The 23,355-nt window shown below is 61.8% G+C and carries 24 protein-coding genes; 7 read left to right on the forward strand and 17 right to left on the reverse strand.

Annotated elements, in window-relative coordinates; all coding sequences use genetic code 11:
• Positions 1 to 2 precede the first annotated feature (2 nt).
• The 11 genes from gspK to RCH09_RS00360 all read right to left on the reverse strand — a co-directional run bounded on the left by gspK (position 3) and on the right by RCH09_RS00360 (position 6,731).
• Positions 3 to 1,079, reverse strand: a complete 1,077-nt coding sequence (gspK, locus tag RCH09_RS00310) for a type II secretion system minor pseudopilin GspK (RefSeq protein ID WP_326939011.1) — start codon at positions 1,077 to 1,079, stop codon at positions 3 to 5.
• The gene (locus tag RCH09_RS00315; protein ID WP_326939013.1) at positions 1,076 to 1,693 is read right to left on the reverse strand and encodes a PulJ/GspJ family protein; all 618 of its coding nucleotides are present in this window, start codon (positions 1,691 to 1,693) and stop codon (positions 1,076 to 1,078) included. Before RCH09_RS00315 ends, gspK begins: the two co-directional genes overlap by 4 nt.
• Positions 1,686 to 2,060, reverse strand: coding sequence for a type II secretion system minor pseudopilin GspI (gene gspI / locus RCH09_RS00320; RefSeq protein WP_326939014.1), 375 nt, complete (start codon positions 2,058 to 2,060; stop codon positions 1,686 to 1,688). The genes RCH09_RS00315 and gspI overlap by 8 nt, the downstream gene beginning before the upstream one ends.
• A gap of 8 nt (positions 2,061 to 2,068) precedes the next feature.
• Entirely contained in the window at positions 2,069 to 2,542 is a 474-nt protein-coding gene (locus RCH09_RS00325; protein ID WP_442784983.1) for a GspH/FimT family pseudopilin, read from the reverse strand.
• A gap of 21 nt (positions 2,543 to 2,563) precedes the next feature.
• A complete protein-coding gene (gene gspG / locus RCH09_RS00330; RefSeq protein ID WP_326939016.1) occupies positions 2,564 to 3,028 on the reverse strand; it encodes a type II secretion system major pseudopilin GspG in 465 nt (154 codons plus the stop codon).
• 250 nt (positions 3,029 to 3,278) lie between these two features.
• On the reverse strand, positions 3,279 to 3,830 hold the full coding sequence (locus RCH09_RS00335; protein WP_326939017.1) for a PEP-CTERM sorting domain-containing protein: 552 nt from the start codon (positions 3,828 to 3,830) through the stop codon (positions 3,279 to 3,281).
• A gap of 167 nt (positions 3,831 to 3,997) precedes the next feature.
• On the reverse strand, positions 3,998 to 5,005 hold the full coding sequence (locus tag RCH09_RS00340; protein WP_326939018.1) for an NAD(P)H-dependent glycerol-3-phosphate dehydrogenase: 1,008 nt from the start codon (positions 5,003 to 5,005) through the stop codon (positions 3,998 to 4,000).
• A gap of 24 nt (positions 5,006 to 5,029) precedes the next feature.
• Positions 5,030 to 5,479, reverse strand: a complete 450-nt coding sequence (locus RCH09_RS00345) for an SH3 domain-containing protein (protein ID WP_326939021.1) — start codon at positions 5,477 to 5,479, stop codon at positions 5,030 to 5,032.
• A gap of 25 nt (positions 5,480 to 5,504) precedes the next feature.
• Positions 5,505 to 5,990, reverse strand: a complete 486-nt coding sequence (secB, locus tag RCH09_RS00350) for a protein-export chaperone SecB (RefSeq protein ID WP_326939022.1) — start codon at positions 5,988 to 5,990, stop codon at positions 5,505 to 5,507.
• Between the two features lie 61 nt (positions 5,991 to 6,051).
• Positions 6,052 to 6,315 carry a glutaredoxin 3 gene (grxC, locus tag RCH09_RS00355; protein ID WP_326939024.1) on the reverse strand — a complete coding sequence of 88 codons (264 nt, stop codon included), beginning with the start codon at positions 6,313 to 6,315 and terminating at the stop codon, positions 6,052 to 6,054.
• 14 nt (positions 6,316 to 6,329) lie between these two features.
• Positions 6,330 to 6,731, reverse strand: coding sequence for a rhodanese-like domain-containing protein (locus RCH09_RS00360; RefSeq protein WP_326939025.1), 402 nt, complete (start codon positions 6,729 to 6,731; stop codon positions 6,330 to 6,332).
• A 107-nt stretch (positions 6,732 to 6,838) separates the two neighbouring features.
• On the opposite strand from RCH09_RS00360, the gene gpmA reads away from it, so the two are divergent.
• The 7 genes from gpmA to RCH09_RS00395 all read left to right on the forward strand — a co-directional run bounded on the left by gpmA (position 6,839) and on the right by RCH09_RS00395 (position 17,267).
• Positions 6,839 to 7,585 (forward strand): 2,3-diphosphoglycerate-dependent phosphoglycerate mutase, encoded by a 747-nt coding sequence (gene gpmA, locus RCH09_RS00365; protein WP_326939026.1) that lies wholly within the window; start codon positions 6,839 to 6,841, stop codon positions 7,583 to 7,585.
• 12 nt (positions 7,586 to 7,597) lie between these two features.
• Positions 7,598 to 8,986: a murein hydrolase activator EnvC family protein gene (locus RCH09_RS00370; protein ID WP_326939027.1), complete on the forward strand. Its 1,389-nt coding sequence runs from the start codon at positions 7,598 to 7,600 to the stop codon at positions 8,984 to 8,986.
• A 3-nt stretch (positions 8,987 to 8,989) separates the two neighbouring features.
• A complete protein-coding gene (locus RCH09_RS00375) occupies positions 8,990 to 10,465 on the forward strand; it encodes a S41 family peptidase (RefSeq protein ID WP_326939028.1) in 1,476 nt (491 codons plus the stop codon).
• Between the two features lie 75 nt (positions 10,466 to 10,540).
• Positions 10,541 to 11,302: a HesA/MoeB/ThiF family protein gene (locus RCH09_RS00380; RefSeq protein WP_326939029.1), complete on the forward strand. Its 762-nt coding sequence runs from the start codon at positions 10,541 to 10,543 to the stop codon at positions 11,300 to 11,302.
• 16 nt (positions 11,303 to 11,318) lie between these two features.
• Positions 11,319 to 14,045 (forward strand): M16 family metallopeptidase, encoded by a 2,727-nt coding sequence (locus tag RCH09_RS00385; RefSeq protein WP_326939030.1) that lies wholly within the window; start codon positions 11,319 to 11,321, stop codon positions 14,043 to 14,045.
• A 119-nt stretch (positions 14,046 to 14,164) separates the two neighbouring features.
• Positions 14,165 to 14,701: a Spy/CpxP family protein refolding chaperone gene (locus RCH09_RS00390; protein ID WP_326939031.1), complete on the forward strand. Its 537-nt coding sequence runs from the start codon at positions 14,165 to 14,167 to the stop codon at positions 14,699 to 14,701.
• A gap of 214 nt (positions 14,702 to 14,915) precedes the next feature.
• Positions 14,916 to 17,267: a ShET2/EspL2 family type III secretion system effector toxin gene (locus tag RCH09_RS00395; protein WP_326939032.1), complete on the forward strand. Its 2,352-nt coding sequence runs from the start codon at positions 14,916 to 14,918 to the stop codon at positions 17,265 to 17,267.
• Positions 17,268 to 17,287: 20 nt separating this feature from the next.
• Here RCH09_RS00395 and RCH09_RS00400 read toward each other — a convergent pair whose 3' ends face one another.
• From RCH09_RS00400 to RCH09_RS00425, 6 genes are all read right to left on the reverse strand, one after another.
• Complete coding sequence (locus tag RCH09_RS00400; RefSeq protein ID WP_326939033.1) at positions 17,288 to 18,028, reverse strand: ABC transporter ATP-binding protein; 741 nt, start codon at positions 18,026 to 18,028, stop codon at positions 17,288 to 17,290.
• Positions 18,028 to 19,788, reverse strand: a complete 1,761-nt coding sequence (locus tag RCH09_RS00405) for a branched-chain amino acid ABC transporter ATP-binding protein/permease (RefSeq protein WP_326939035.1) — start codon at positions 19,786 to 19,788, stop codon at positions 18,028 to 18,030. Before RCH09_RS00405 ends, RCH09_RS00400 begins: the two co-directional genes overlap by 1 nt.
• Entirely contained in the window at positions 19,785 to 20,822 is a 1,038-nt protein-coding gene (locus RCH09_RS00410) for a branched-chain amino acid ABC transporter permease (protein ID WP_326939036.1), read from the reverse strand. The genes RCH09_RS00405 and RCH09_RS00410 overlap by 4 nt, the downstream gene beginning before the upstream one ends.
• Before the next feature lie 12 nt (positions 20,823 to 20,834).
• Positions 20,835 to 21,998, reverse strand: coding sequence for an ABC transporter substrate-binding protein (locus RCH09_RS00415; protein ID WP_326939037.1), 1,164 nt, complete (start codon positions 21,996 to 21,998; stop codon positions 20,835 to 20,837).
• A gap of 79 nt (positions 21,999 to 22,077) precedes the next feature.
• Positions 22,078 to 22,758: an anti-sigma factor gene (locus tag RCH09_RS00420; RefSeq protein WP_326939038.1), complete on the reverse strand. Its 681-nt coding sequence runs from the start codon at positions 22,756 to 22,758 to the stop codon at positions 22,078 to 22,080.
• Positions 22,755 to 23,300, reverse strand: a complete 546-nt coding sequence (locus RCH09_RS00425; RefSeq protein WP_326939039.1) for a sigma-70 family RNA polymerase sigma factor — start codon at positions 23,298 to 23,300, stop codon at positions 22,755 to 22,757. Before RCH09_RS00425 ends, RCH09_RS00420 begins: the two co-directional genes overlap by 4 nt.
• Positions 23,301 to 23,355: the final 55 nt, after the last annotated feature.

Below are 23,355 nucleotides of genomic sequence, written 5' to 3' on the forward strand. Positions count from 1 at the left end.
TATCAGGTTTCTCTGGTCCAGATGATTTTTACTTGGCCGTTAATGGACGGACGCTCGACCAGTGACTGGATTTCGAGTACCGCATTATTGAGCTTCACTTTACCGTTGACAAGGAAGTGTTCCGTTTTTACATCCAAAGGACCCAATCCGGCCGCAACTGCAGTCTGGACTGTTGCGGGCAAGCGATTCGTAAAGTCCGCCGTATCCTTGAAGTAAGCACGATCACGCGATGCCACCAGCGTGGTCGCGTCAGACAGCGCGAGACTGGGGACCACCGCCGACAGCACTTCGGCGGTCGCGGTGTTGACGTTGATCTTGGTATCGTTTTCCGGCAGCACGGTAACGAAGTCCTTCAGCCTCGCCAGAATGTCGCTCGAAAAACCGGTCACGGCGAGCAGGTCATCGAACTGCGTCAGCGGCATCATGCGCGGACCGGCGGGGCTGGCGCCGGAGGCTGAGCCAGTGGCGGCGGCGGGCGGGTTCGGCGTGGCCGGAGTTGTCGCCGTGGTGGCGCCGGGAATGACTGCGGTGCTGCCGCCCCCGGCGGGGCTGCCGGCGCCGGGTTGCAGCGCGCCGGGCTGACGTGCCGCCAGCAGATAGGACGCCGTCGCATCGGCCAGCGACGCGGCCTGCGCCACCCGCAGATTGGTCAGCAAGCGCGTGAAGGCGGCGACGTCTTTCGGGCTGACAGTGCCGCCGCGGATCAGCGTGTTGACGTTGAAGCGCGCCTGCGCGTCGACAATATAGCCGGACAACACGGCGCTGCTGGCTTCCGCATCCTGCCGCCCGTTTTCAACGAACTCGTCGAGCCGCACATCGGCCAGCGGAATCGCCCAGGGGTCGCCGGCGTAATCGACGTTGTTGAAGTCCGAGCGCAGGATGAGCTTGGCCCAGTCCAGCGCGCCGCGCAGGATCCATTGCTTCTGCAATTGGGTGCGCTGATTTTCAATCGACCGCACCTGCACCTGCTGCTGCCAGAACAGGCTGGCGACAATCGTCACCGCCAGCGTCGTCAGCAGCAATGCGGTAATCACCGCGACGCCGCGCTGATGCCGTGCCGGTCGCTTTGGCATGCTCATGTCGCCCCCAACAAAAATGCTTTGACCAGCAAGGCCTGCTGGTCGTGCAACTGCAACGTCACCTGCAAGCCGGTCATCGGCGGCGGCGTCGCGCCCTGTGTCGACTGGGCCAGCGCGTTCCAGCCCGCGCCATCCCAGGTCTTGACGGTCATCGCGTCGATCCCGGTCTTCAGGGTCACCGTGCTGCCGCCGCTGTTGTCGGCCATCGCGGCTTGCCAGAATTGGTCGATCTGATCCAGATTGCGGGTTGATTCCGACTCATTGCGCAACAGCGCCCCATCCTTCAAGCGGTATGCCACGACCTGCAGCCGGGTTGGCTGGTTGTCGGCGTACACCTTGCGCACGACAATCAACCGCCCCGCATCGGAGACGACGCTGGCGCGGTTGCCGAGCACACTGGCTTCCACCAGCTGGCCGCAATCGCTTTGCATCTGCGCAAACGCCAATTGCATCCCGCGCGTCTGCTCCAGGTCATCGGTCAATGCGACACGCGCGCGCACGATGCTGTCCAGGCCACGCCACCCCAGCACTGCGATGACGCCGAGAATCGTTATCGCGACCAGCAGCTCGATGAGCGTGAATCCGGCGCGGCGCTGTTGACGAGGCTCAGGCACTGACAAGCTGATTCAATTTGATGATGCGTCGGTCCGGCGCCCGCGAGTCATAGACACTGACCTCAACGCGCCGGAAGTTATTGTTTGGCGTGCTCAGCACCTCCTGTTCGCACACCAGCCGCAGTTCAGCCTGGGGGCACTCGAAGGCGGTTTTTCCCAGCGGCGGATAGCTGCGCGCGAGCCGGATTTCGGTCAAGCGGTTCTCGGCCGACCACGTCGCCATCATCGCGGCGCGCAAGTCATTGCTGTTTTGCGTGAGACTGCCGACGGCCCGCAAACTCGCACCCAGCGCCGTGCCGACGATGACCAGCGCCACCAGCACTTCGAGCAACGTGAAACCGCCGGATTGACTTCGCCGCAGTGTCATTGGCATCCTCATTCGACGACAAAATGGCCGACGCCATCGGCACGGATCGCAACCTGCGCTTCGTCGGCAGCGAGCGTCAGCAGAAACGGTTTGTCGACCGGCTCGCGGCCAAACACGATACGCATCGGGCCGGAGCCCGGCGGCAGCGGCGGATCGATTTGCAAGAGCATTGGCGTGCGCTTGAACTCGCGTTCGCGCAGCAGATCGTCTTTTTCGATGGCCTGCCAGGTCTGATTGGTACGCACCAGAAACCGGTAGCGCTCGCTGTCGGCTTCAAATGCAACGGGAGTGTTGCGCACAATCGCTTCGTCGCGTGCCAGCTGCAGCAACAAGGCGATCCGGCGCGCTTCGTTTTCCAGCACCTGGCGCGGACTGGGCATGGCGTTGAACGACACCATGCCGAGCATGACGCCGGCGATCACCATCACCACCAACAGCTCCAGCAGGGTGAAGCCGCGCACCTGGAATCGACTGCGGAGCACGTCTTGCCGCCTCATCGCTGACTACAAATCCCAGGAGCCAATGTCGGCATCGTTGCCGGTACCGCCGCTTTGTCCATCCGCACCGAACGAGAACACGTCAACCTCACCCTTGATGCCGGGCGCCAGGTATTGATACTGGTTTCCCCACGGGTCTTTGGGCAGCTTGTCGATGTAGCCGCCGCCTTTCCAGCCACGCGCCTCCGGCCCGGTGGTCGGCTTTTCGATCAATGCCTTGAGGCCCTGATCCGTGGTGGGGTAACGCTGATTGTCGAGCTTGTAGAGCTTCAATGCCTGCATGATCGTCGCGATGTCCTGGCGCGCCGCAGTCACGCGGGCATCGTCGGTGCGGCCCATCAGCTTGGGCACCACCAGCGCCGCCAGAATACCCATGATGACAACGACCACCATGATTTCAATGAGGGTAAAGCCGCGCGAAAGTGCCGCGCGAACCGGCCGCCGCAGCGGCATTTGAACAGCAGTTTGCATAGGAATGGTTGGGTAAGAATTGGAAAAGTAGATGTCACACTGCTTGAGTATAAGGGAAGCCTGTGGCGACACCAGCGAAACCTTGTAGCCGGATTGTGTCAGGAAGTTGTGTCGGGTCATTGATTCGGCAACAAAAGTCTCGGGACAGCAACAGGATCAGCCTCCCGGCGTCCAGTGCGGCGCCTGCCGAACGATCGCTGCAGACGAAAAAAAACCCTGAAAGATTTCAGGGTCATCGGAGCGACGATGCTTAGCGTGAACGACGACGCTTGACCAGCGTAATCAGTCCGAGCCCCATCAGCAACATCAGATAGGTAACCGGCTCAGGCACTGCGCTGACCTGCAGCGCGACGTTGTCGAGCAAAATGAAACTCTCGGAATTCTGGAACGCAAACTGCAACAATGTCGCGTTGCCGGTCGCGAGCAAATTGGTAAAGGTGAAGTGCTGGAACGTCGGCAGGTAGAAATTATCTTTTACCGATCCGGCCACCAGATCTCCAAACACTACCTCGGAATGGTTCACGCCGTTTTCGGTGGTGCTGCGCAAATCGAAGCTGAGGTCATAGTGTGACCCGGCGATGGTGGTAATCAGCTTGTTCAGATAGCCGACCTGTCCGATTGCACCGTCCGAGAACGAATGGTTTCCCGATTTTTGTGCAAAGACTGACTGATAGGCGGTGTTGCCGCTTTGCGTCCAGCCGGTCAGGCCGTTTTCAAAGGTGCCGTTGATAACCAGCGGTGCTGCTGCTTGCGCCATCACGCTTGCCAGCGCGAGTGCACAACCAATAATAAACTTCTTCATGTTGTCTCCGGGATAGCAAATGTGCTTGTCAACAAGATAAGCGTTCGGCCGGAGTCTAACAGTGTAGTAGCGCACACAGGCGCTTAATAACACACGATTTAACAGTATTTAACGTTGTTTTTTATTGTATTTCTTGCAGGCATTTTTAATGACAGTTAAACATGTCTTCAGGCAACTTCATTACGCGCATCGCGCGCCAGCAGCCGCGTCACCATTTCCTGCGGCTTCAGTCCATCAAACAGGACACCGGCCACCGCGGCGGTGATCGGCATGTCGACCTGCAACTGAACAGCGAGGCTGTGTACGGTTTGAGCACAGCGCACGCCCTCGGCCACGTGCCCGAGTTCCTGCACAATTGTGTCCAGTGGTTTTCCTTGCGCCAAGCCCAGGCCGACACGACGATTGCGTGACAAGTCGCCGGTGCAGGTAAGCAGCAGATCACCCATGCCCGCCAGCCCCATGAAGGTTTCGGCGCGCCCGCCCAGCGCGACACCAAGACGGGTAATCTCGGCCAGGCCACGCGTAATCAGGGCGGCACGCGCATTCATGCCGAGACCGAGTCCATCGACCACGCCGGTGGCGATCGCCAGGATATTCTTGACGGCGCCGCCGACTTCAACTCCGATTACGTCGTCGGTCGCATAGACCCGCATGCGTGGCCCATGGATCGCCTGCACCACGCAGTCACGCACGGCAAGGTCGGCACTCGCAACCACCAGCGCAGCCGGCAGTCCGCGCGCAACTTCGAGTGCGAACGATGGCCCCGACAGGGCGCCACAGGCTGTCGCCGGCCCCAGCACAGCCCGCACTACCTGATGTGGCAGCAGACCGGTGCCTTCTTCGAAGCCCTTGCAGAGCCAGACCAGCGACGGAATCGGTGCGGATTGCAGGCGCTCTGCCATCGGACGCAATCCGGCCACCGAGGTGGCGATGATCAACAGCGAGGCGACGCCCGCAACCGGCGTGCAATGCGATAACGCGGCATTCAGATCGGCGCTCAGCAGCAGCGACGACGGCAAGGCAATGCCAGGCAAGTAGGCGGTGTTCTCGCGCTGCGTGACCAAGGCCTGCAACGCCTTGGGGTCGCGCGTCCACAGCATCACGGCGTGGCGCTCGGCCAGCGATACCGCCAGCGCCGTACCCCAGGCACCGGGGCCGAGAATCGAAATATTCATGATCGACGTGCCCTGCCGACCGCTCTATTCGCCCCAGACATCGGCGGCCTTGACGAATCCGGTCTGGCCGTCGCGATGCTTGACCTTGACCCAACCCGGCACAGCCGCCTCGCTGAGCTCCAGCAACACGCCTTTGTCGGCAACAAAGACCGCCGGCGACGCCTCGTCGGCGGCCGCATGAATGCGTGCATTGGCAGTCTTGACAACGACGTACCGTTTTGCCGCCAGCGCCTTCGACTCGACCCAGGCGAGACCGCCGCTGGCGTCGCGCACCTTGCTCCACTCGCCATACGTGAGAATGACCTCGACAGGCATGTTGCGCGGCGCTACGAACACCTTCTTGCCACGCAGCGATGGGGCGTCGTACAGCACGGCAGGCGTGGCGCCAACAGACTTGTAATCGAGTGCGTGGGCGCTGCCGACCACGGACAGCAACAGCGCCGCGAAGGCGCCGTGCAGGGATACAGCTTTCATGCGTGACTCCGGTGGACCAGCCTGATCAATGCTTTGCGGCAGCCGCGTCGGGCATGACCAGACCGGCTGCGTTCTGCTCGGCGAGTGCCTGCTGGCGCTGCTGGTAGAACAGTTCGAAATTGATTTCGGCAAGATGCACGGGCGGGAATCCGGCGCGGGTGATCGCATCGGCGATGTTGGCGCGCAGGTAGGGATAGATGATGTTCGGGCAGCCAATTCCCAGCAGCGGTTCGAGCTGTTCCTGGGTGATATTGCGCGCCTCGAAAATACCGGCTTGCTTGCCTTCGACCAGGAACGCGACTTTTTCGCCGATCTTGGCGGTCACGGTTATGGTGACGGTCGCTTCGAAGATACCGTCAGCCAGCGCTTCAACGCCGACATCGACAGCGACTTCCATGGCCGGTGCGTCCTGCTCAAGAAAGATTGCCGGGGAGTTCGGTTGTTCGAGCGACAGATCTTTCAGATAAACGCGCTGGATCTGGAAAATGGGTTGCAGGGTTTCGTCAGCCATGGTGCACCTTCATTAAGATTGAGAAAACGGCGAACTGGTCGCCGTAAAATGGAGAAACAGGTCAGTCACCTTGCAGCAGGGCGTCAAGTTGGCCAAGCCGGTCCAGCGCGCTGAGATCGTCAAATCCACCGACATGCGTTTCGCCGATGTAAATCTGCGGCACCGTGCGACGGCCGGTCTTTTGCATCATATCGGCGCGTTGCACCGGATCGAGGTCGATGCGGATTTTTTCGATGTCGTCGATGCCCTTGGATTTCAACAGCCTTTCGGCCATCGTGCAATAAGGACAAACGCCGGTGCTGTACATGCGAACGTGTGCGGTCATGGTGGGTTCCCCGATTATTTCGTGGTCGGCAAGCCTTGCGTTTGCCAGGCGGTCAGGCCGCCGTTGAGACTGTGCACGTCATTGAAACCGGCACGTTTGAGTTGCGCGGTCGCCTTCGACGACTGCACGCCGGACGGACATACGACGACGACCGTCTTGCCCTTGAACTTGTCGATTTCACCCATGCGGGCAGGCAGTTCCTTGAGCGGGATGTTTTTTGCATCGCGCACGTGGGCAACCGCGAACTCGGTGGCATCACGCACATCCAGAACCAGTGTCTTGCCCTGATTGATGAGCTGGGTTGCCTGCAGCACGGAGACCTTGCTGCCGCTGCGCTGGAGCAGGGGCACGAGCAGCGCGCCGCCGGAAATGATGACGAGCGCAATGAGGAAAATATTGTCGATGAAGAATTTCACAGGGGTCCAATGGTTTAAAACAATCGGCGCATTATAAAATAGAAGCAGTCCGGTCGTTCCAAATCATGGAAACGATCCACCCCTTTCTCCTTCCTGACTACTCCACCATGTACAAAATCGTATTGATGCGCCACGGCGAATCCACCTGGAATCTGGACAATCGCTTCACCGGCTGGACCGATGTCGACCTGACCGACAAAGGCTGCGCCGAAGCAACCCAGGCGGGAAAACTGCTGCGCGACGCCGGATTCCAATTTGATCTGGCCTACACCTCCGTGCTCAAGCGCGCCATCCGCACCTTGTGGCTGACGCTCGACGAAATGGATCTGATGTGGATTCCGGTGGTCCACGACTGGCGTCTGAACGAGCGCCATTACGGCGCCCTGCAGGGATTGAACAAGGCTGAAACCGCCGCACAATACGGCGACGAGCAGGTGCTGGTTTGGCGTCGCAGCTACGACACGCCACCGCTGCCGCTGGCGGCCGATGATCCGCGCACGTCGTATCACGATCCGCGCTACGCAACACTTGACCGTGCGCAAATCCCGCTGACCGAATGTCTCAAGGACACGGTCGAGCGCGTCATGCCGGCATGGGACGATACGATTGCGCCAGCGATCCGGGCCGGCAAACAGATCCTGATCTCGGCCCACGGCAACAGCCTGCGCGCCTTGATCAAATCGCTCGATGGCATCAGCGATTCCGATATCGTCGGCTTGAATATTCCGAACGGCCAGCCGCTGGTGTATGAACTTGACGCCGACCTGAAACCCATCAAGAGCTACTACCTGGGCGACGCCAACGCCATTGCCGCGGCGCTCAACGCCGTTGCCAGTCAGGGCAAGGCGCGCTGACCGCGCCAGCTGATGCGCCACTTCCTCGGGCTGACAGCCGCGTTGCTGCTCGTACTGACCCTGCCGCCGGCCGAGGCGGCGCGGGTCAGCGAGCGCGCCCGCGAAAAGGAAGCGGCAGTGGCCGAACGGGCCGAGTTGCAACGGCGCCTGGACACCCTCAAAAGCGCGATCGACCAGACCGAAGCTGCGACCGACAAGGCTGCCGATGCACTGGGCAAGTCGGCGCAGGCGATTTCGCAGGCCAACCGTTCGCTGCATGAACTGGACGAAGAGCAGGCCGCCACCGAGAAAAAGCTGGCGCTGCTGACCGCCGAACAGGCCCGCCTGAGCAAGCTCGTCGCACAGCAGCAAACCCGCCTCGCGACGCTGCTGCGCGAGCGCTACATGGCCGGCAACGAAGACCGGATCAAGCTGCTGCTGTCGGGCGACGATCCGAGCCGGATCAACCGCGAACTGCAGTACCTCGGCTACGTGTCGCAAGCGCAAGCCAAGCTGATCGGCGCGCTGCGCGACAACCTGCAAGCCATCGAACACAACAAGGCCGACGCCGAGGAAGCGCGCCAGGCCCTGCTCGAAATTGCCAGCGATGCGCGCGACCAGCGCACCGCCCTCGAAAACGAAAAAACCCGCCGCGCGACAATGCTGGCGTCGCTGTCGACCAAACTGGCGTCCCAACGCAAGCAGGCTGCGGATCTGCAGCGCGACGATCAGCGTTTGAGCGGCCTGGTCACGAAACTCGAGCAGTTGATCGAAGAGCAACGCAAGGCCGAAGTCGCCGCCGCCGAGGAACGGCGCCTCAAGCAGCTGGCCAGCGCCAAACAGGAACGCGAACGCAAGCAGGCGTTGCTGGACAAAAAACGCGACCGCAGCCTCCCCATCAAGCCGGCGCCGCGAGCGCCCGTCAGCGGCGCCGATGCAATCGACGACGACGAAGCGCCAAAAAAGTTTGCCACGAGAAATGAACCGAATGCAGCTGCGCCAGTCGAACCGGGGTCCGCGGGTACCGGCCTTGCAGCGCTGCGCGGCCAGTTGCGCTTGCCGGTGCGGGGCGAGATCGTGGCCCGCTTCGGTTCCGCACGCGGCGAGGGCCCGAATTCGAAGGGATTATTCATCCGCGCCGCGGAGGGCACGGAAATTCACGCCATTGCAGCCGGACGGGTGGTTTTCGCCGACTGGTTGCGCGGCTTCGGCAATCTGATCATTGTCGACCATGGCGAACAGTATTTAAGCATTTATGGCAACAATCAGTCGGTCCTGAAACGTGCCGGCGATCTTGTCAAAACTGGCGACAACATTGCTACCGCAGGGAATAGCGGCGGCAATGAACAAACAGGTTTATACTTTGAAATGCGGCATCAGGGCCGCGCGTTCGACCCATCGACATGGGTAACTACCAGGTGAAACATGAGCATCAAACTCAAGAATATCGGTCTGATAGGTTTAGGCGTGGTTGCCGGCATTGCCGGCTCGATGCAGTTCGACGCCTTGGCGCAAAAAAACGTTGGCTCCCCGCTCCCGATTGAAGAGTTGCGCCAGCTTGCCGATGTGTTCGGCCTGATCAAGTCCGATTATGTCGAGAATGTCGAAGACAAGAAGCTGCTGACCGAAGCCATTTCCGGCATGGTCGCGTCGCTTGATCCGCATTCGGCCTATCTGGACAAGAAGGCCTTCAAGGAGCTGCGTGAGGGCACCCAGGGCAAATTCGTCGGCCTCGGCATTGAAGTCGGCGTCGAAGACGGATTCGTCAAGGTGATTTCACCGATCGAGGATTCGCCGGCCTACCGCGCCGGACTCAAGGCCGGTGATCTGATCACCCGTCTCGACAATACCCCGACCAAAGGCTTGACGCTGGAAGAAGCGGTCAAGAAAATGCGCGGCGAACCGAACAGCAAGATCACGCTGACGATTGCCCGCAAGGACGAAGACAAGCCGATCATCGTCACCATCATTCGCCAGGAAATTCGCGTGCAAAGCGTGAAATCGAAAATCGTCGAGCCTGGCTATGCGTGGGTGCGGGTGGCGCAATTCCAGGAGCCGACCGTCGAAGACATGGCCAAGAAGATCACCGCGCTGTATGCGCAGGACCCGAACATCAAGGGTCTGGTGCTCGATTTGCGCAACGATCCGGGTGGCGTGCTGCCCGGTGCGATTGGCGTCTCGGCAGCGTTTCTTCCGAAGGAATCGGTGGTGGTCTCGACCAACGGCCAGCTGGCCGATTCCAAGCAAACCTTTTACGCACGACGTGAGTTCTACGGAGCTCGCGGGTTCGGCGATCCACTGGCCAAGCTCCCTGAAGCCCTGAAAAAAGTGCCGATGGTGGTGTTGATCAATGCCGGTTCCGCATCGGCATCCGAAATCGTTGCCGGCGCGTTGCAGGACTACAAGCGCGCAACGATCATGGGCACGCAAAGCTTCGGCAAGGGCTCGGTCCAGACGATCCGTCAACTGTCCGCCGACACCGCCATCAAGCTCACTACCGCGCGTTACTACACGCCAAATGGCCGTTCGATTCAGGCCAAGGGCATCGTTCCGGACGTGATGGTGGATGAATACGCCGACGGCGATGGCCTCAACAGCTTCCGGTTGCATGAAGCCGATCTGCAAAAGCATCTGATCAACGACAAGGAAAAGGCTGCCATCGAGGCCGCCAAACCGGCTTTCGACGAAGTTGAGGAAGCCCGTCGCATCGCTGCCATCGAGAAAAAGCGCAAGCCGCTCGAATTTGGCAGCAAGGATGATTTCCAGCTGGCACAGGCGTTGAACCAGTTGAAAGGCTTGCCGGTGCAGATATCCAAGGCCAAGCCTGAAGTGCGCAAGGACAGTGAGGAAGACAAGAAGGACGATAAAAAAGAAGACAAGAAAGCCAACGACAAGAAATGACCGTCGGCGCATGCATCAGGGGCCGCAGCAATGCGGCCTTTTCCATTGGTGGCTCCTGTTCGAAACCAACGCCGGATGACTGACGATCAACTGCTGCGCTACTCGCGCCATATTCTGCTCGACGAAATCGGTATCGACGGCCAGCGGCGCATCGCTGCGGCTCAGGTGCTGATCGTCGGAGCCGGTGGCCTTGGCTCTCCGGCCGCCATGTATCTGGCGGCGGCGGGCGTGGGCAAGATCACGCTGCTGGATCATGACCAGGTCGACTTGACCAATCTGCAGCGCCAGATCGTGCACACGACCGCCCATATCGGTCGCGCCAAGGTCGACTCGGCCAGGCATACGCTGGCCGGCATCAACCCGGACATCGAGGTGATCGCGCTGGATCTGGCGGGCACGGCGGCGAACCTGAATGCCTTGATCCCGGGCGCCAGCGTGGTACTCGACTGCACCGACAACTTCGCCACCCGCCACGCGATCAATCGCGCCTGCGTGGCGCATCGTGTGCCGCTGGTGTCCGGCGCGGCGATCCGCTTTGATGGCCAGGTCACCGTGTTCGATGCGCGCGACCCGCTGTCACCCTGTTACGCTTGCCTGTTCCCGCCCGATCACGTATTTGAAGAGACCCTGTGTTCGGCGCTCGGCGTGTTCGCCCCGGTGGTCGGCATCATCGGCAGCATGCAGGCGGCCGAAGCGCTGAAACTGATACTCGGCATTGGCACCTCGTTGGCCGGCACGCTGCAAATGCTCGACGCCCGCGCGATGGAATGGAACAGCGTCAAGGTGCGTCGCGATCCTGCCTGCAGCGTCTGCGCGCACCCCTCCCCGAATTTTTAATGACAAGGCAATCATCATGTTGCAACGCTGCAGAAAACTGATCGGCACGCTGTTTGTTGTCACGTTGCTGGCGCATGGCGCGCAAGCGGCGGAATTGCCCGCCGGCGTGACCCGCGTCAGCAGCATCGAAGGCATCACCGAATACCGTCTTCCCAACGGCCTGAAGGTGTTGCTGTTCCCGGATGTGTCGAAACCCACCATTACCGTCAATGTCACGTATCTGGTCGGCTCGCGCCAGGAAAATTACGGCGAAACCGGCATGGCGCATCTGCTCGAACACATGATGTTCAAGGGCTCGCCGAAGAACCCGAGCGTGGTCAAGGAATTCAACCAGCGCGGCATGCAGATGAACGGCACGACCTCGCTCGACCGCACCAATTACTATGAATTTTTTCAGGCCAGCAATGACAACCTGAAGTGGGCGCTGGACATGGAAGCCGACCGGATGGTGCATTCGTTCATCGCCCGCAAGGATCTGGATTCCGAGATGACTGTAGTGCGCAACGAGTTCGAGAGCGGCGAGAATTCGCCCGGCGCAGTGCTGCACAAGCGCATGCAAAGCGTGGCCTTCGATTGGCACAATTACGGCAATCCGACCATTGGCAACCGCAGCGATATCGAGAACGTCGGCATCGACAACCTGCAGGCGTTTTATCGCACCTGGTATCAGCCGGACAATGCGGTGCTGCTGGTGGCCGGCAAGTTCGAGGTCAACGGCACGCTGGCGCAAATCAGCAAATCGTTTGGCGTCATCCCCAGGCCAAAGCGCAAGCTGCCGGTATTCTGGACAGTGGAGCCGACCCAGGATGGCGAACGCAGCTTCACGGTGCGGCGCAAGGGCGACATCCAGATCGTCAGCCTCGGCTACAAGATGCCGAGCGGCCTGCATCCGGACAGCGATGCGCTGTCGTTTGCGGCCGACATCATGACCGATGTGCCGAACGGGCGGCTGCACAAGCTGCTGGTGGAAACCGGCAAGGCCTCGCAGGTATTCAGCCAATCCATCGGCGGCCTTGCGCCCGGATTGCAGATCATCGGCGCGGTGGTCAAGAAGGGCGATCCGATCGAGCCGGTGCGCGATGCGCTGATCGAAGCGGTTGAATCGTTCGGGCAAACGCCGCCCACCGACGAGGAAATGGAGCGGGTGCGGCGCGACAATGCGAATCAGATCGAAAAGATGCTCAACGATCACCAGCGCATCGGTGTCGGGATGTCGGAAGCCATCGCCCTGGGCGACTGGCGCTTGCTGTTTCAGAGCCGCGACCAGTTGGCCAAGGTCACCAGTGCCGAAGTCGCTGCCGCCGCCACGCGTTACTTCAAACGCGACAATCGGACCACCGGCATGTTTCTGCCGGAAGACAATCCACAACGTGCCGAGATACCTGTCGCGCCGTCGCCGCAAGCACTGCTCAAGGACTATGTCGCGAAGACCGACAGCAATGCGGGCGAAGCCTTTGAACCCAACCAGGACAACATCCTCAAGCGCACCCGGCTCAGCAATGCGGAAGGCATCAAGCTGGCCCTGCTGCCGAAGAAAACCCGTGGCGAAACCGTCTCGGTGGCCATCAATCTGCACTGGGGTGACGAGCAAACGCTGTTCGGCCAGCAGACCATTGCAAGCCTGACCTCCAGCATGCTCATGCGCGGCACCAGCAAATACAGCCGTGCACAACTGAGCGATGCGTTTGACAAGCTCAAGTTCAGCGGCAGCCTGTTCCGCTTCCAGACCACGCGCGAGAATCTTCCGGCGGCATTGAAACTGGTGGCCCATGTGCTCAAGGAACCGAGCTTTCCCGCCTCCGAGTTCGAACAGCTGCGCAGCCAGAGCCTGGTCGGGATCGAGGCGCAACGCAATGAACCGCAAGTGCTGGCCGCGCAAGTCATGTCGCGTCACTTCAACCAGTATCCCAAGGGCGACTGGCGCGCCTTCCAGAGCATCGACGAGCAGATTGCCGAGCTCAAGGCTGCGACCCTCGACCAGGTCAAGGCGTATCACAAGAAGTTCTACGGCATTTCGCAAGCCGAAATCTCGGTGGTGGGCGACTTCGATGCCGATGCAACCGCCGGCCTCATCACCGAGGAATTCGCCAACTGGCGCAGCGCGGCACCCTACACGCGCCTGACGCAACGCAATTTCGATGTCACGCCATTGCGCAAGATGATCGACACCCCGGAAAAGGAAAACGGCTATTACAGCGCGCGCCTGAACCTCGACTTGCGGGATGACGACGCCGACTATCCGGCACTGGCGGTGGCCGATTATCTGTTCGGCGGCGGCGCCGGGCTGAACTCGCGCCTGATGGAACGGCTGCGACAAAAAGACGGCTTGTCGTATGGCGGCGGCTCGTCCCTCAACCCCGGAACGATCGACCGCGCCGGCAGCTTCAGCATCAGCGCCATCGCCGCCCCACAAAATCTGGCCAAGGTGGATGCGGCGGTGCGCGCCGAACTGGAGCGCGTGCTCAAGGAGGGTTTCAGCGCCGAAGAAATCGCCCGCGCCAAGTCCGGCTTGCTGCAGCAGCGCGTGCAAACGCGTGCACAGGACGGCAGCCTTGCCAGCGGCTGGAATACGTACCTGTACCTTGACCGCACCTTTGCCTGGAGCAAGCAGTTCGAGGCGCACATCGCGGCGCTGACGGCTGCGCAGGTCAATGCGGCGTTTCGCAAGGCGATCGACCCGGCCCGGCTGAGCGTCGTGCTGGCCGGCGATCAGGGCAAGATCAAGGCAGCGGCGAAGCAGTAGACGGCAACGTTGTTTTACAAAACTTTACCTGCCCAACACGCTGCCACTACATCCGGTCTTTACAGTGCGGAGATGCAGACAGAAACCTGTCTGCACCCACCACACTGAGGAAGACCATCATGTCCACGCAATCCCGCATTACTCGCCTTTCATCCAGGCCCCGTCGCTGGGCCATCACCGCCGTCAGCGCGCTGCTGCTGGGCAGCGCCGCGCTGGCAGGTCTGAGCTACGCTGACGACGCGCCCGGCCGTGGCGGCCATCACCGTTCCATGCACGGGCCGATGACGCCGGAAATGACCGCCAAGCACATCGACAAGATGATCGAGCATGTCCTGCCCGACGGCACTGCCGAGCAAAAAGCCAAGGTCAAGGTGATCGCCACCGCGGCGGCGGCCGATATGAAAACCCTGCGTGATCAGCATCGTGCCGCGCACGAACAGATGGTCTCGCTCCTCAGCCAACCCACCATCGATCGCGCTGCAATCGAAAAAGTGCGCGCCAGCCAGGTCCAGAACGCCGACCAGATGTCGCGCCGCATGACGACCGCACTGGCCGACATCGCCGAGGTGCTCACGCCAGCCCAGCGCCTAAAGGCCGCCGAGCATTTCAAGCACCGGATGGAACACATGGGGCCGATGGGTGACGGCAAGCGTTAAACCTGACGTCTTTGGCGCCATCCGACAACGGCCATTGCATCAAGCAATGGCCGTTTTTTCATGCCTTGGCACGCGCGAAGTGTTCAATCGCCACCCATCACATGGAACGATGTCATACGCAATGCCACCAATTGGCGACATCGCACAATCGTGTGCGCCAAAGCACCCGCTCGCTTATCCGACGCGGACTTTTTTATTTCAATGAAACATCGTCATGCGAAGTTCAGCCAACACCTTTAAAGGGACGCCCGTCCGCCCTGTGACCGGACCAACCGATCAGCAACGGCTCGCCGAGCTCATCGCCACGCTCTACCCTGCCGGCGTCGACGGCCCGCAACACGGTCAGATGACGCCGCTCGACCGCAAGTTGCGCGATCTGCCGCGTTACGGCGCCGCCAAGCGAAAAGAGTTGCTCTCAAGCCTGTTTCACCCGGCGGCAGTCGCACATCGCTCGCTCGTGCCCATGGACACCCAACTCAAACAGGCGGTGGTACACGCAATCCAGAATGACAGGAGAGACTCCCTGCGCGGCTTCGCCCTGTTACTCAGCGACGACCATATCGAGCGGGTTCTGGCACGGCCTTTTAATGATTCGCTGTTGCAGGCAGCCTTGTTGAAACCTGGTTTGGTCGACGACGGATTGAAAGCGGTCATCAAGCGCTACCCCTATCGCGCCCCGAAAACGGAAGACGGAGATCGTGTTGATGCAGCGCGCAACATGCTCTGTCTCAACGGGCGCGCCCGGCTGATCGGCAGTGATGGCGTGGCGACAGGGAAAAATGCCGTCTGCGCGAATCTGGCTGCGGTCGTTATCGATGAATGGAACACAGATCCACAACAAAAATTCAACTACAACAACTTCAAGGATATTCCCAGCATTGAAGCGCGCGTCAAACCGGAAAGTACAGATCGTTTTGATGCGTTGAAGGCCAGTGCAACCGAAGTACATTTGATCAGGAATGAACATTTCGGGAGGTTTCTTGGCGCAAAATTCAGGCAAATGCTTGATAGCGACGCGACCAGCATGGTGTTGCTCGCCAATTCCAGCGATCATGCGATGAGTGTCGGACTGCGCATCAAGAAGGATCCCGACGGAACGCCGGTTTTCGTCGTGAAGTTTTTTGACCCGAACCGCACCTTGCATCACGCCCGTGCCAGTTCGTCGTCGTTGGCGACGTTCGAGCATTTCAGCGTCGGTTCCTTTATCGACGATGCGCGCCTGGTCGCCCAGTACTTTCAGGAAGCGGAACCGGCAACGATGCTGTTCGTGTGCGAGCCCGGGGGCGCCGACGCACCCGCCGCCTCGCACCGCGATCGCAGCCTGATGAGCCAGGAATGCACGCCCGATAGCGGGCTGTTATTCCGGCTGATGATCGAAAATTTCGGCGCAGAGATCCGGGCTATTTCAGAACAAATGAGGCGCATGTCGGTGGACGAGAAAATCGCGCTGCTGACGGCGCGCCGCTTCGACGACGACCGCGGACTGCATCTTGCCATGCTGGCGGGGCACGCCGATGCCATCCGTGCATTCTGCGTGTTATTAGGACAAGTGCCCGAGGCGCTTCGGGCCGCATTGATTGACACCACCGATCTGAAAGGTAGCGGTGAGACTTACTTGATGGCGGCCTTGGAGAAATCAAATTTTGAGGCTGTGCGGGCGTATGCCGAGCTGATGCGGCTTGTACCAGAGGCAGAGCGCAGGCCGCTGTTAAGTCCGTCCGGCCGGACGACAGCGCAGCCCATGCTGTACTCTTTGATGCGTCAAAACCTGCCCGATGCAATGCGCGCAATGCAATCCTTGATCGAGGCTCTGCCCGAGGCTGACCGACTGACGGTGCTGGCGGCGCGATCGTCAGCCAACGTACCCGGATTGTTTTTTGCCGCACACGAAAACAATTTCGCTGCGATCCGCGCGTTCGCCCCCTTGTTGTCACAGGTCCCGCCCTCGGCTCGCGCCGAACTGGTCGCCGCCAACAATCACAACGGTTCGCCGGCATTGCATTTTGCACTGCGTTTAGGGCATGCCGAGGTGATCGAAGCCTTCGGCGAACTGATTGACACGGTGCCGGAAGAACAACGGGAAGCGTTGCTTGCGGCAGTCTCGCCCGACGGCTCACCTGGACTGTTTCGCGCCGCTCTTGGAGGAAATCACGCTGCGGTCCGTGCATTTTCCGGTCTGCTGATCAAAGTACCAGAGCAGCACCGTGCGGCGCTGGTGGCGGCCTGCGCTAGCAACGGCATACCGGCACTTCACGCCGCACTCGCGGAGGGGCATGCCGAAACCGTCAGGGCGTGGCGCGCGTTGCTGGAACTGGTTCCACAGGAACAACGGTTCGATTTGCTGGCAGCCAAGGATGGGATCGGGCGATCCGGCCTGTTCATCGCTGCTGCCCAGGGAAAAGCCGACGCAATCGCGGCGTTCACCGAACTGCGCGATCTGGTGCCGATCGAGCAACGCCTCGGGTTGCTGGCTCCCGCACCGGACGGGTCAACCCTGTTGGCCGCCGCCGAACACAGCGGCGACGCCGCCACGATTGCCATCGTCCGGGCACTGGAATCCGAGTGAACCGGCGCGCCTGAGCGCGGTTATCGCTGTGTCCTGGCCAGACCCAGATAGGTCTCGACGACTCTCGGGTCCTGTGCCAGCTGCGCGGCCGGACCCTGCATCACGATCTCGCCGGTTTCCAGCACGTAGGCATGATCGGCCACCTGCAGGGCGGCCCGCGCATTCTGCTCGACCAGCAGGATGGCGACGCCGGTTTGCTTGAGCTGAACGATGATCTGGAAGATTTCCTTGACGATCAACGGCGCCAGCCCAAGGCTTGGTTCGTCCAGCATCAGTAGCTGCGGCTTGCCCATCAGCGCGCGTCCCAGCGCCAGCATCTGCCGTTCACCACCCGACAGCGTACCGGCCTGTTGCCGGCGCCGTTCGTGCAGGCGCGGGAACAGCGCGAACACCACCGGCAATTGGTCCGCATGGTTGCGTTCGCGCGCCTGATAGCGTCGGTAACTGCCCAGCAGCAGATTGTCTTCGACGCTCATGCTGGCGAACAGCTCGCGTTTTTCCGGCACCAGCGAGACCCCGCGCGCGACCCGGGCTTCGATGGCGACCTTGTGCAAATCCTGATCCATGAAACGCACCGCGCCACGCTGGTGCCCGTTGCCAGGCAGTGCGCCGGCGAGGGCGTTGAGCAGCGTCGATTTGCCGGCGCCGTTGGGTCCGATCACGGTGGCGATCTGGCCGGCATCGACCTGCAAAGTGGCACCGTGCAGCGCATCGACCTTGCCGTAGCCGACGTGCAGATCGGTGACTTCCAGCAGCGCCATCAGTCCACCCCGCCCAGATAGGCAGCCAGCACTGCCGCGTTGTTCTGGATCTCGGCGGGCGTGCCTTCGGCGATGCGGCTGCCGAACTCCATCACCACCAAGCGATCGGTCAACGTCATCACGAAATCCATGTCATGTTCGACCAGCAAAATGCTGACGCCTTCGGTTTTCAGTTTGCGCAGCAACGCAGCCAGCGCCGCTTTTTCCTGATGGCGCAGCCCGGCGGCCGGTTCATCCAGCAGCAGCAGGGTCGGATCGCAACACAGCGCACGGGCGATTTCGAGCAGGCGTTGCTGGCCCAGCGCGAGACTGCCGGCTTCCTCCTGCAGCAACTGGCCCAGCCCGACCCGCTCCAGCTGGCAACGGGCCTCGAACAGCAGCCGTTGCTCCTCGCCGCGATTGGCGCGCACGATGCTGGCGACGACGCCAAAGCTGCCGCGCAGATGCGCGCCCAGCGCGACGTTCTCCAGCACCGACATGGCCGGCAGCAAGCGCACATGCTGAAAGGTGCGGCCGATACCGCGCCGGACAATCTCGCGCGACGGCAAGCCGTCGATGCGCGCATCGGCAAACAGGATCTGCCCGGAACTGACCGGCAACACGCCGGTGAGCAGATTGAACATGGTCGATTTGCCGGCGCCATTCGGTCCGATCAGGCCGACGATTTCGCCGGCGCGGATCTGGAAACCCATCTCGTTGACCGCCACCAGTCCGCCGAAGCGTTTGCTGACCTGTTGCACGTCCAGCAGCACGGCGCCGGAAAGTGGCTTCGCCCGTCGCGGCAAACTGGCGGCGGTCGCCGGAATGTCCGGCGCCGCGGCGCGTGGCATCCAGCTGCGCAGCAGCGGCCACAAGCCGTCGCGGGCGTTCTGCAGCAGCAGCACCATCATCACGCCGAACACGATGATCTCGAAATTGCCGGCACTGCCGAGCAGCTTTGGCAGGATCGACTGCAACTGGTCCTTGAGCACCGTCAGCAGGGCCGAACCGAGCAGCGCGCCCCAGACATGGCCAGCGCCGCCGACGACCGCCATGAACAGGTACTCGATGCCGGCATTGAGTCCGAACGGCGTCGGATTGACGGCGCGCTGCAGGTGCGCATACAGCCAGCCCGAGACACTCGCCAGCAAGGCGGCGATGACGAAGCAGACCATCTTCAGCCAGGCCGTATTGACCCCCATCGCTTCAGCCATCAGGGTGCTGCCGTTGAGGGCGCGAATGGCACGACCGGGGCGCGAATCGAGCAGGTTCTGCAGGGCCAGCAACGCCAGCATCACGATCAGCCAGATCAGGCAGAACATGGCCCGTCCCGATTGCAGCGTGAGGCCGAACAGGGAGATCGCCGGAATGCCGTTCAAGCCATCGAACTTGCCGAGGAATTCCAGATTGCCGAACAAGAAGAACAGCGAGAGCCCCCACGCGATCGTGCCCAGCGGCAGATAGTGGCCGGACAGCCGCATCGTGATCGCACCCAGTGCGAACGCCGTCGCGGCAGTCACCAGCAGGCCGGCCAGCAGCCCGAGCCACGGCGACCAGCCGAGCTGGGTGGTCAGATACGCGGTGGCATACGCGCCCAGTCCGACGAACGCGGCCTGGCCGAACGAGGTCATGCCGCCGACGCCGGTGAGCAGCACCAGCCCGAGCGCGACCAGCGCGTACAGGCCGATGTAATTGCCCAGCGTGATCCAGAATTCCGGCGTCGGCAGCAGCGGCAGCAACACCAGCACGGCGATGAACGCGAACAGCGGCAGGCGCCTCATTGTTCGCCCTCATCGGCATGGCTGGTGGTCAGCGAACGCCACAGCAGCACCGGGATGATCAGCGTAAACACGATCACTTCCTTGAAGGCGCTGGCCCAGAACGACGCATACGATTCCAGCAGGCCGACCAGCAACGCGCCCGCCGCCGCAATCGGATAACTGCCGAGCCCGCCCAGAATCGCGCCGACGAAGCCTTTCAGTCCGATCAGAAACCCGCTGTCGTAATACACGGTGGTCAGCGGCGCAATCAACACGCCGCACAACGCACCCAGTCCGGCCGCCAGCGTGAACGCCAGCCGTCCGGCCTGGGTGGTGCCGATGCCGACCAGTTGCGCACCGCGCCGGTTGATGGCGGTGGCGCGCAGCGCCTTGCCGGACAGGGTGCGATCGAAATACAGATACAGCGTGAGAATCAGGCTCAGCGACACTGCCAGAATCACCAGCGATTGTCCCGACACCTGCAGCGCGCCGAAACTGAGGTGCGCATCCGAGAACGGCGTGGTGCGCGCCCCTTCGGCGCCAAACATGACCAGGCCCAGCCCGAGCAGCGCGAAGTGCACGCCGACCGAGACGATCAGCAGCACCAGCGTGCTGGCTTCGGCCAGTGGCGCAAACGCCAGCCGGTAAATCATCGGCCCCAGCGGCACCACGATCGCCAGCGCCAGCGCGACCTGCACCAGGATTGGCAACTGCGCCGTGCCGACGCTACGGACAAAACCGAACAAGGCCAGCGGCAACACGATGAATTTGATGAAGGCCCAGGGCAGGTTGGTCGCGCCGCCGCGCCAGCGTGCCACCACTTCCTGCACGAACACCGCCGCGCCGAGTGCAACCTGCAGCGTGACGGATTGGGCAAACTGGTTCGATTGCAGCGCCGCCATGGTCAGCGCGCCGAAGGCAACGAACTCGCCCTGCGGAATGAAGATGACGCGCGTGACGGAAAAGACCAGCACCAGCGCCAGTGCCAGCAGCGCATAGATTGCGCCGCTGGTAATGCCGTCCTGCGCCAGAATGGCGGCGACTGAAAAATCCATCTCAGGCAGCAATCAATTGGCGGCGCCTGCCAGTTTCCACTTGCCGTCGACGATTTTCACCATCACCCGGGCGCGCTGGTCGAAGCCAAGATGATCCTTCGGTCCCATATTGAAAATGCCGTGCGCACCGGCCAGGTTTTTGGTGTTCTCGATCGCGTCGCGCAGGGCGATGCGAAATTCCCTGGTGCCCGGCTGGCCGTGCTTCAAGGCCTCGGGCGCTGCGGCAGCCAGCAGCAGACCGGCATCCCACGCGTGTCCGCCAAAGGTGGAGACAGTGCCGGCGCCGTACATTTTTTCATACGCGGCCTTGTAGGCCAGTGCCGACTGCCTGACCGGATTGGCATTGTCGAGTTGCTCGGCCACCAGCAGCGGGCCGGCCGGCAACCAGGTGCCTTCGCAATCCTTGCCGCACACGCGCAGGAAGTCGTTGTTGGCCACGCCATGGGTTTGATAGATCTGTCCCTTGTAGCCGCGCTCCTTGAGGGTTTTCTGCGGCAGCGCTGCCGGGGTGCCGGAGCCGGCGATCAGTACTGCATCCGGATTGGTGGCGAGAATCTTCAGGATCTGTCCGGTTACCGAGGTGTCGGCGCGGGCGAAGCGTTCGTTGGCCAGCACCTTGATATGGCGCAGCTCGGCCAGCTTGGCAAACTCGCGATACCAGCCTTCGCCGTAGGCGTCGTTGAAGCCGATGAAGGCCACTGTCTTGATGCCGTTGTCAGCCATGTGGCCGGTGATCGCGGTTGACATGTGCGAATCGTTCTGCGGCGTCTTGAAGGCCCAGCGGCGCTTGCCCTCGACCGGCTCGACGATCGAGGCCGAGGCTGCCATCGCGATCATCGGCGTTTCGGCGTCGGCGACGATGTCGAGCATGGCCAGCGAATTGGGCGTGATGGTCGAACCGATGATCAGGTCGACATGGTCTTCGGTAATCAGCTTGCGGGTGTTCTTGACGGCGGTGGTGGTATCGGTGGCGTCGTCGAGCACGATGTACTCGACGGTTTTGCCGGCGATGGTTTTCGGCATCAGCGCAAAGGTATTCTTTTCGGGAATGCCGAGCGACGCTGCCGGGCCGGTGGCCGAGACGGTGACGCCAACCTTGATCTGCGCCGCCGCCGGAACGGCCAGCGCAACAGTTACCAGGGACGCCAACAGCACGCTGCACAATTTGATCGACATGGGGTCTCCGTTATTTTTGATTTGGATCTGCCGGCGCATTGGCGCACCGCAGCGCCAGAGTGTAGCGCATCGTGCCGCGCTACAGATGCACCGTGCGACCGACCGCCAGCACCGGCCCGGTCGGACGATCCAGCGGCGAGCCGCCGGCAGGCTCCAGCGTCACCTCGAACAACTGGTTGACGCCGAGCGCAGGCAAGCGGTTCAGGGCAATCGTGGTGGGCCGGTCGGCCGGGACCAGGCCAAGCGAGGTCGGTCCGGCGGCGCCGACCGGCTTGGTCCAGAACTGCAGCGACTTGCCGGCCATCACGGCCGTCGGCGCCAGCGGTCGCAGATGTACGGCGCGGGCATCGATTTCGACCAGCCAGTGCGCGCCGGCAGCAGGCGCCTGCAACACCGCCAGATACTGCGGCGTCAGTGGCTGCGGTGCGCTGCCAAGCAGGCGCAGCGTCAGCAACACCGAGGCGGCAATGGCGGCCATGCTGCCGATGCGCCAGAAATTCAGATTGTTCCAGAGGCCGCCCGCGCGACGCGCCTGCGGCAGGCTGCGTTCGATACGCGCCCACAGGCCGGCCGCAGGTGCGACCGGCGGCTCCACCGGCACGATCTCAAGCAGGCGGTCCTGCCAGAACGCGACCGCCGCGACGAGCGCGCGATTACGCGTCAGTTCACGCTCCAGCACGGCGCGATCGGCCGGCGCCAGCACGCCCAGTACATATTCGCCGGCCAATACAGTCAGCTCGTCAGGATCGTTCGGATTCATGACAGGCACTCCTTCAGGGCCAGCAGGCCGCGCCGGGTCCAGGCCTTGATGGTGCCCAGCGGACGTGCCAGCGTGCTGGCGATTTCGGTTTGCGAATAGCCATCCTGATACGCCAGCAAGATGCAGGCGCGCTTTGATTCGTCAAGATGGGCGAGGCAATCATGCAGTGCGCTGGCGGCGCGTTCGCGGGTCAGATGATCGAGCGGATCGGCATCCTCGGCGACCAGTTCGTCCGGCACGGTGTCCGGCGCCGCCGCTTCGTGCCGGTGCGCACGCGCCACATCGAGCGCACGGTAGCGCACCACGCTGTAGATCCAGCCGCGCGCCGAGCCCAGCACCGGGCTGTAGCTGGCGGCCTTTTGCCAGATGCGCAGAAAGGCGTCGTGCAGCACTTCGTCGGCCAGCTCATTCCGACGCACGATGCGCAAGGCGACTGCCATCAGCCAGCGCGCCTCGCGCTCGTACAGCCGCCGCAGCGCGGCCTGCTCGCCGCGTGCGCAGGCAAACAGGGCTGCTTCGTAATCGAACTCGACATCACGCATGGGGCTCGCCAAATGGAATGCGGGCCCCAACGTTACCGTTGAATCCCGCAAAGTT

Source organism: Actimicrobium sp. GrIS 1.19, from assembly GCF_035984655.1.
Taxonomy (GTDB): Bacteria; Pseudomonadota; Gammaproteobacteria; order Burkholderiales; family Burkholderiaceae_D; genus Actimicrobium.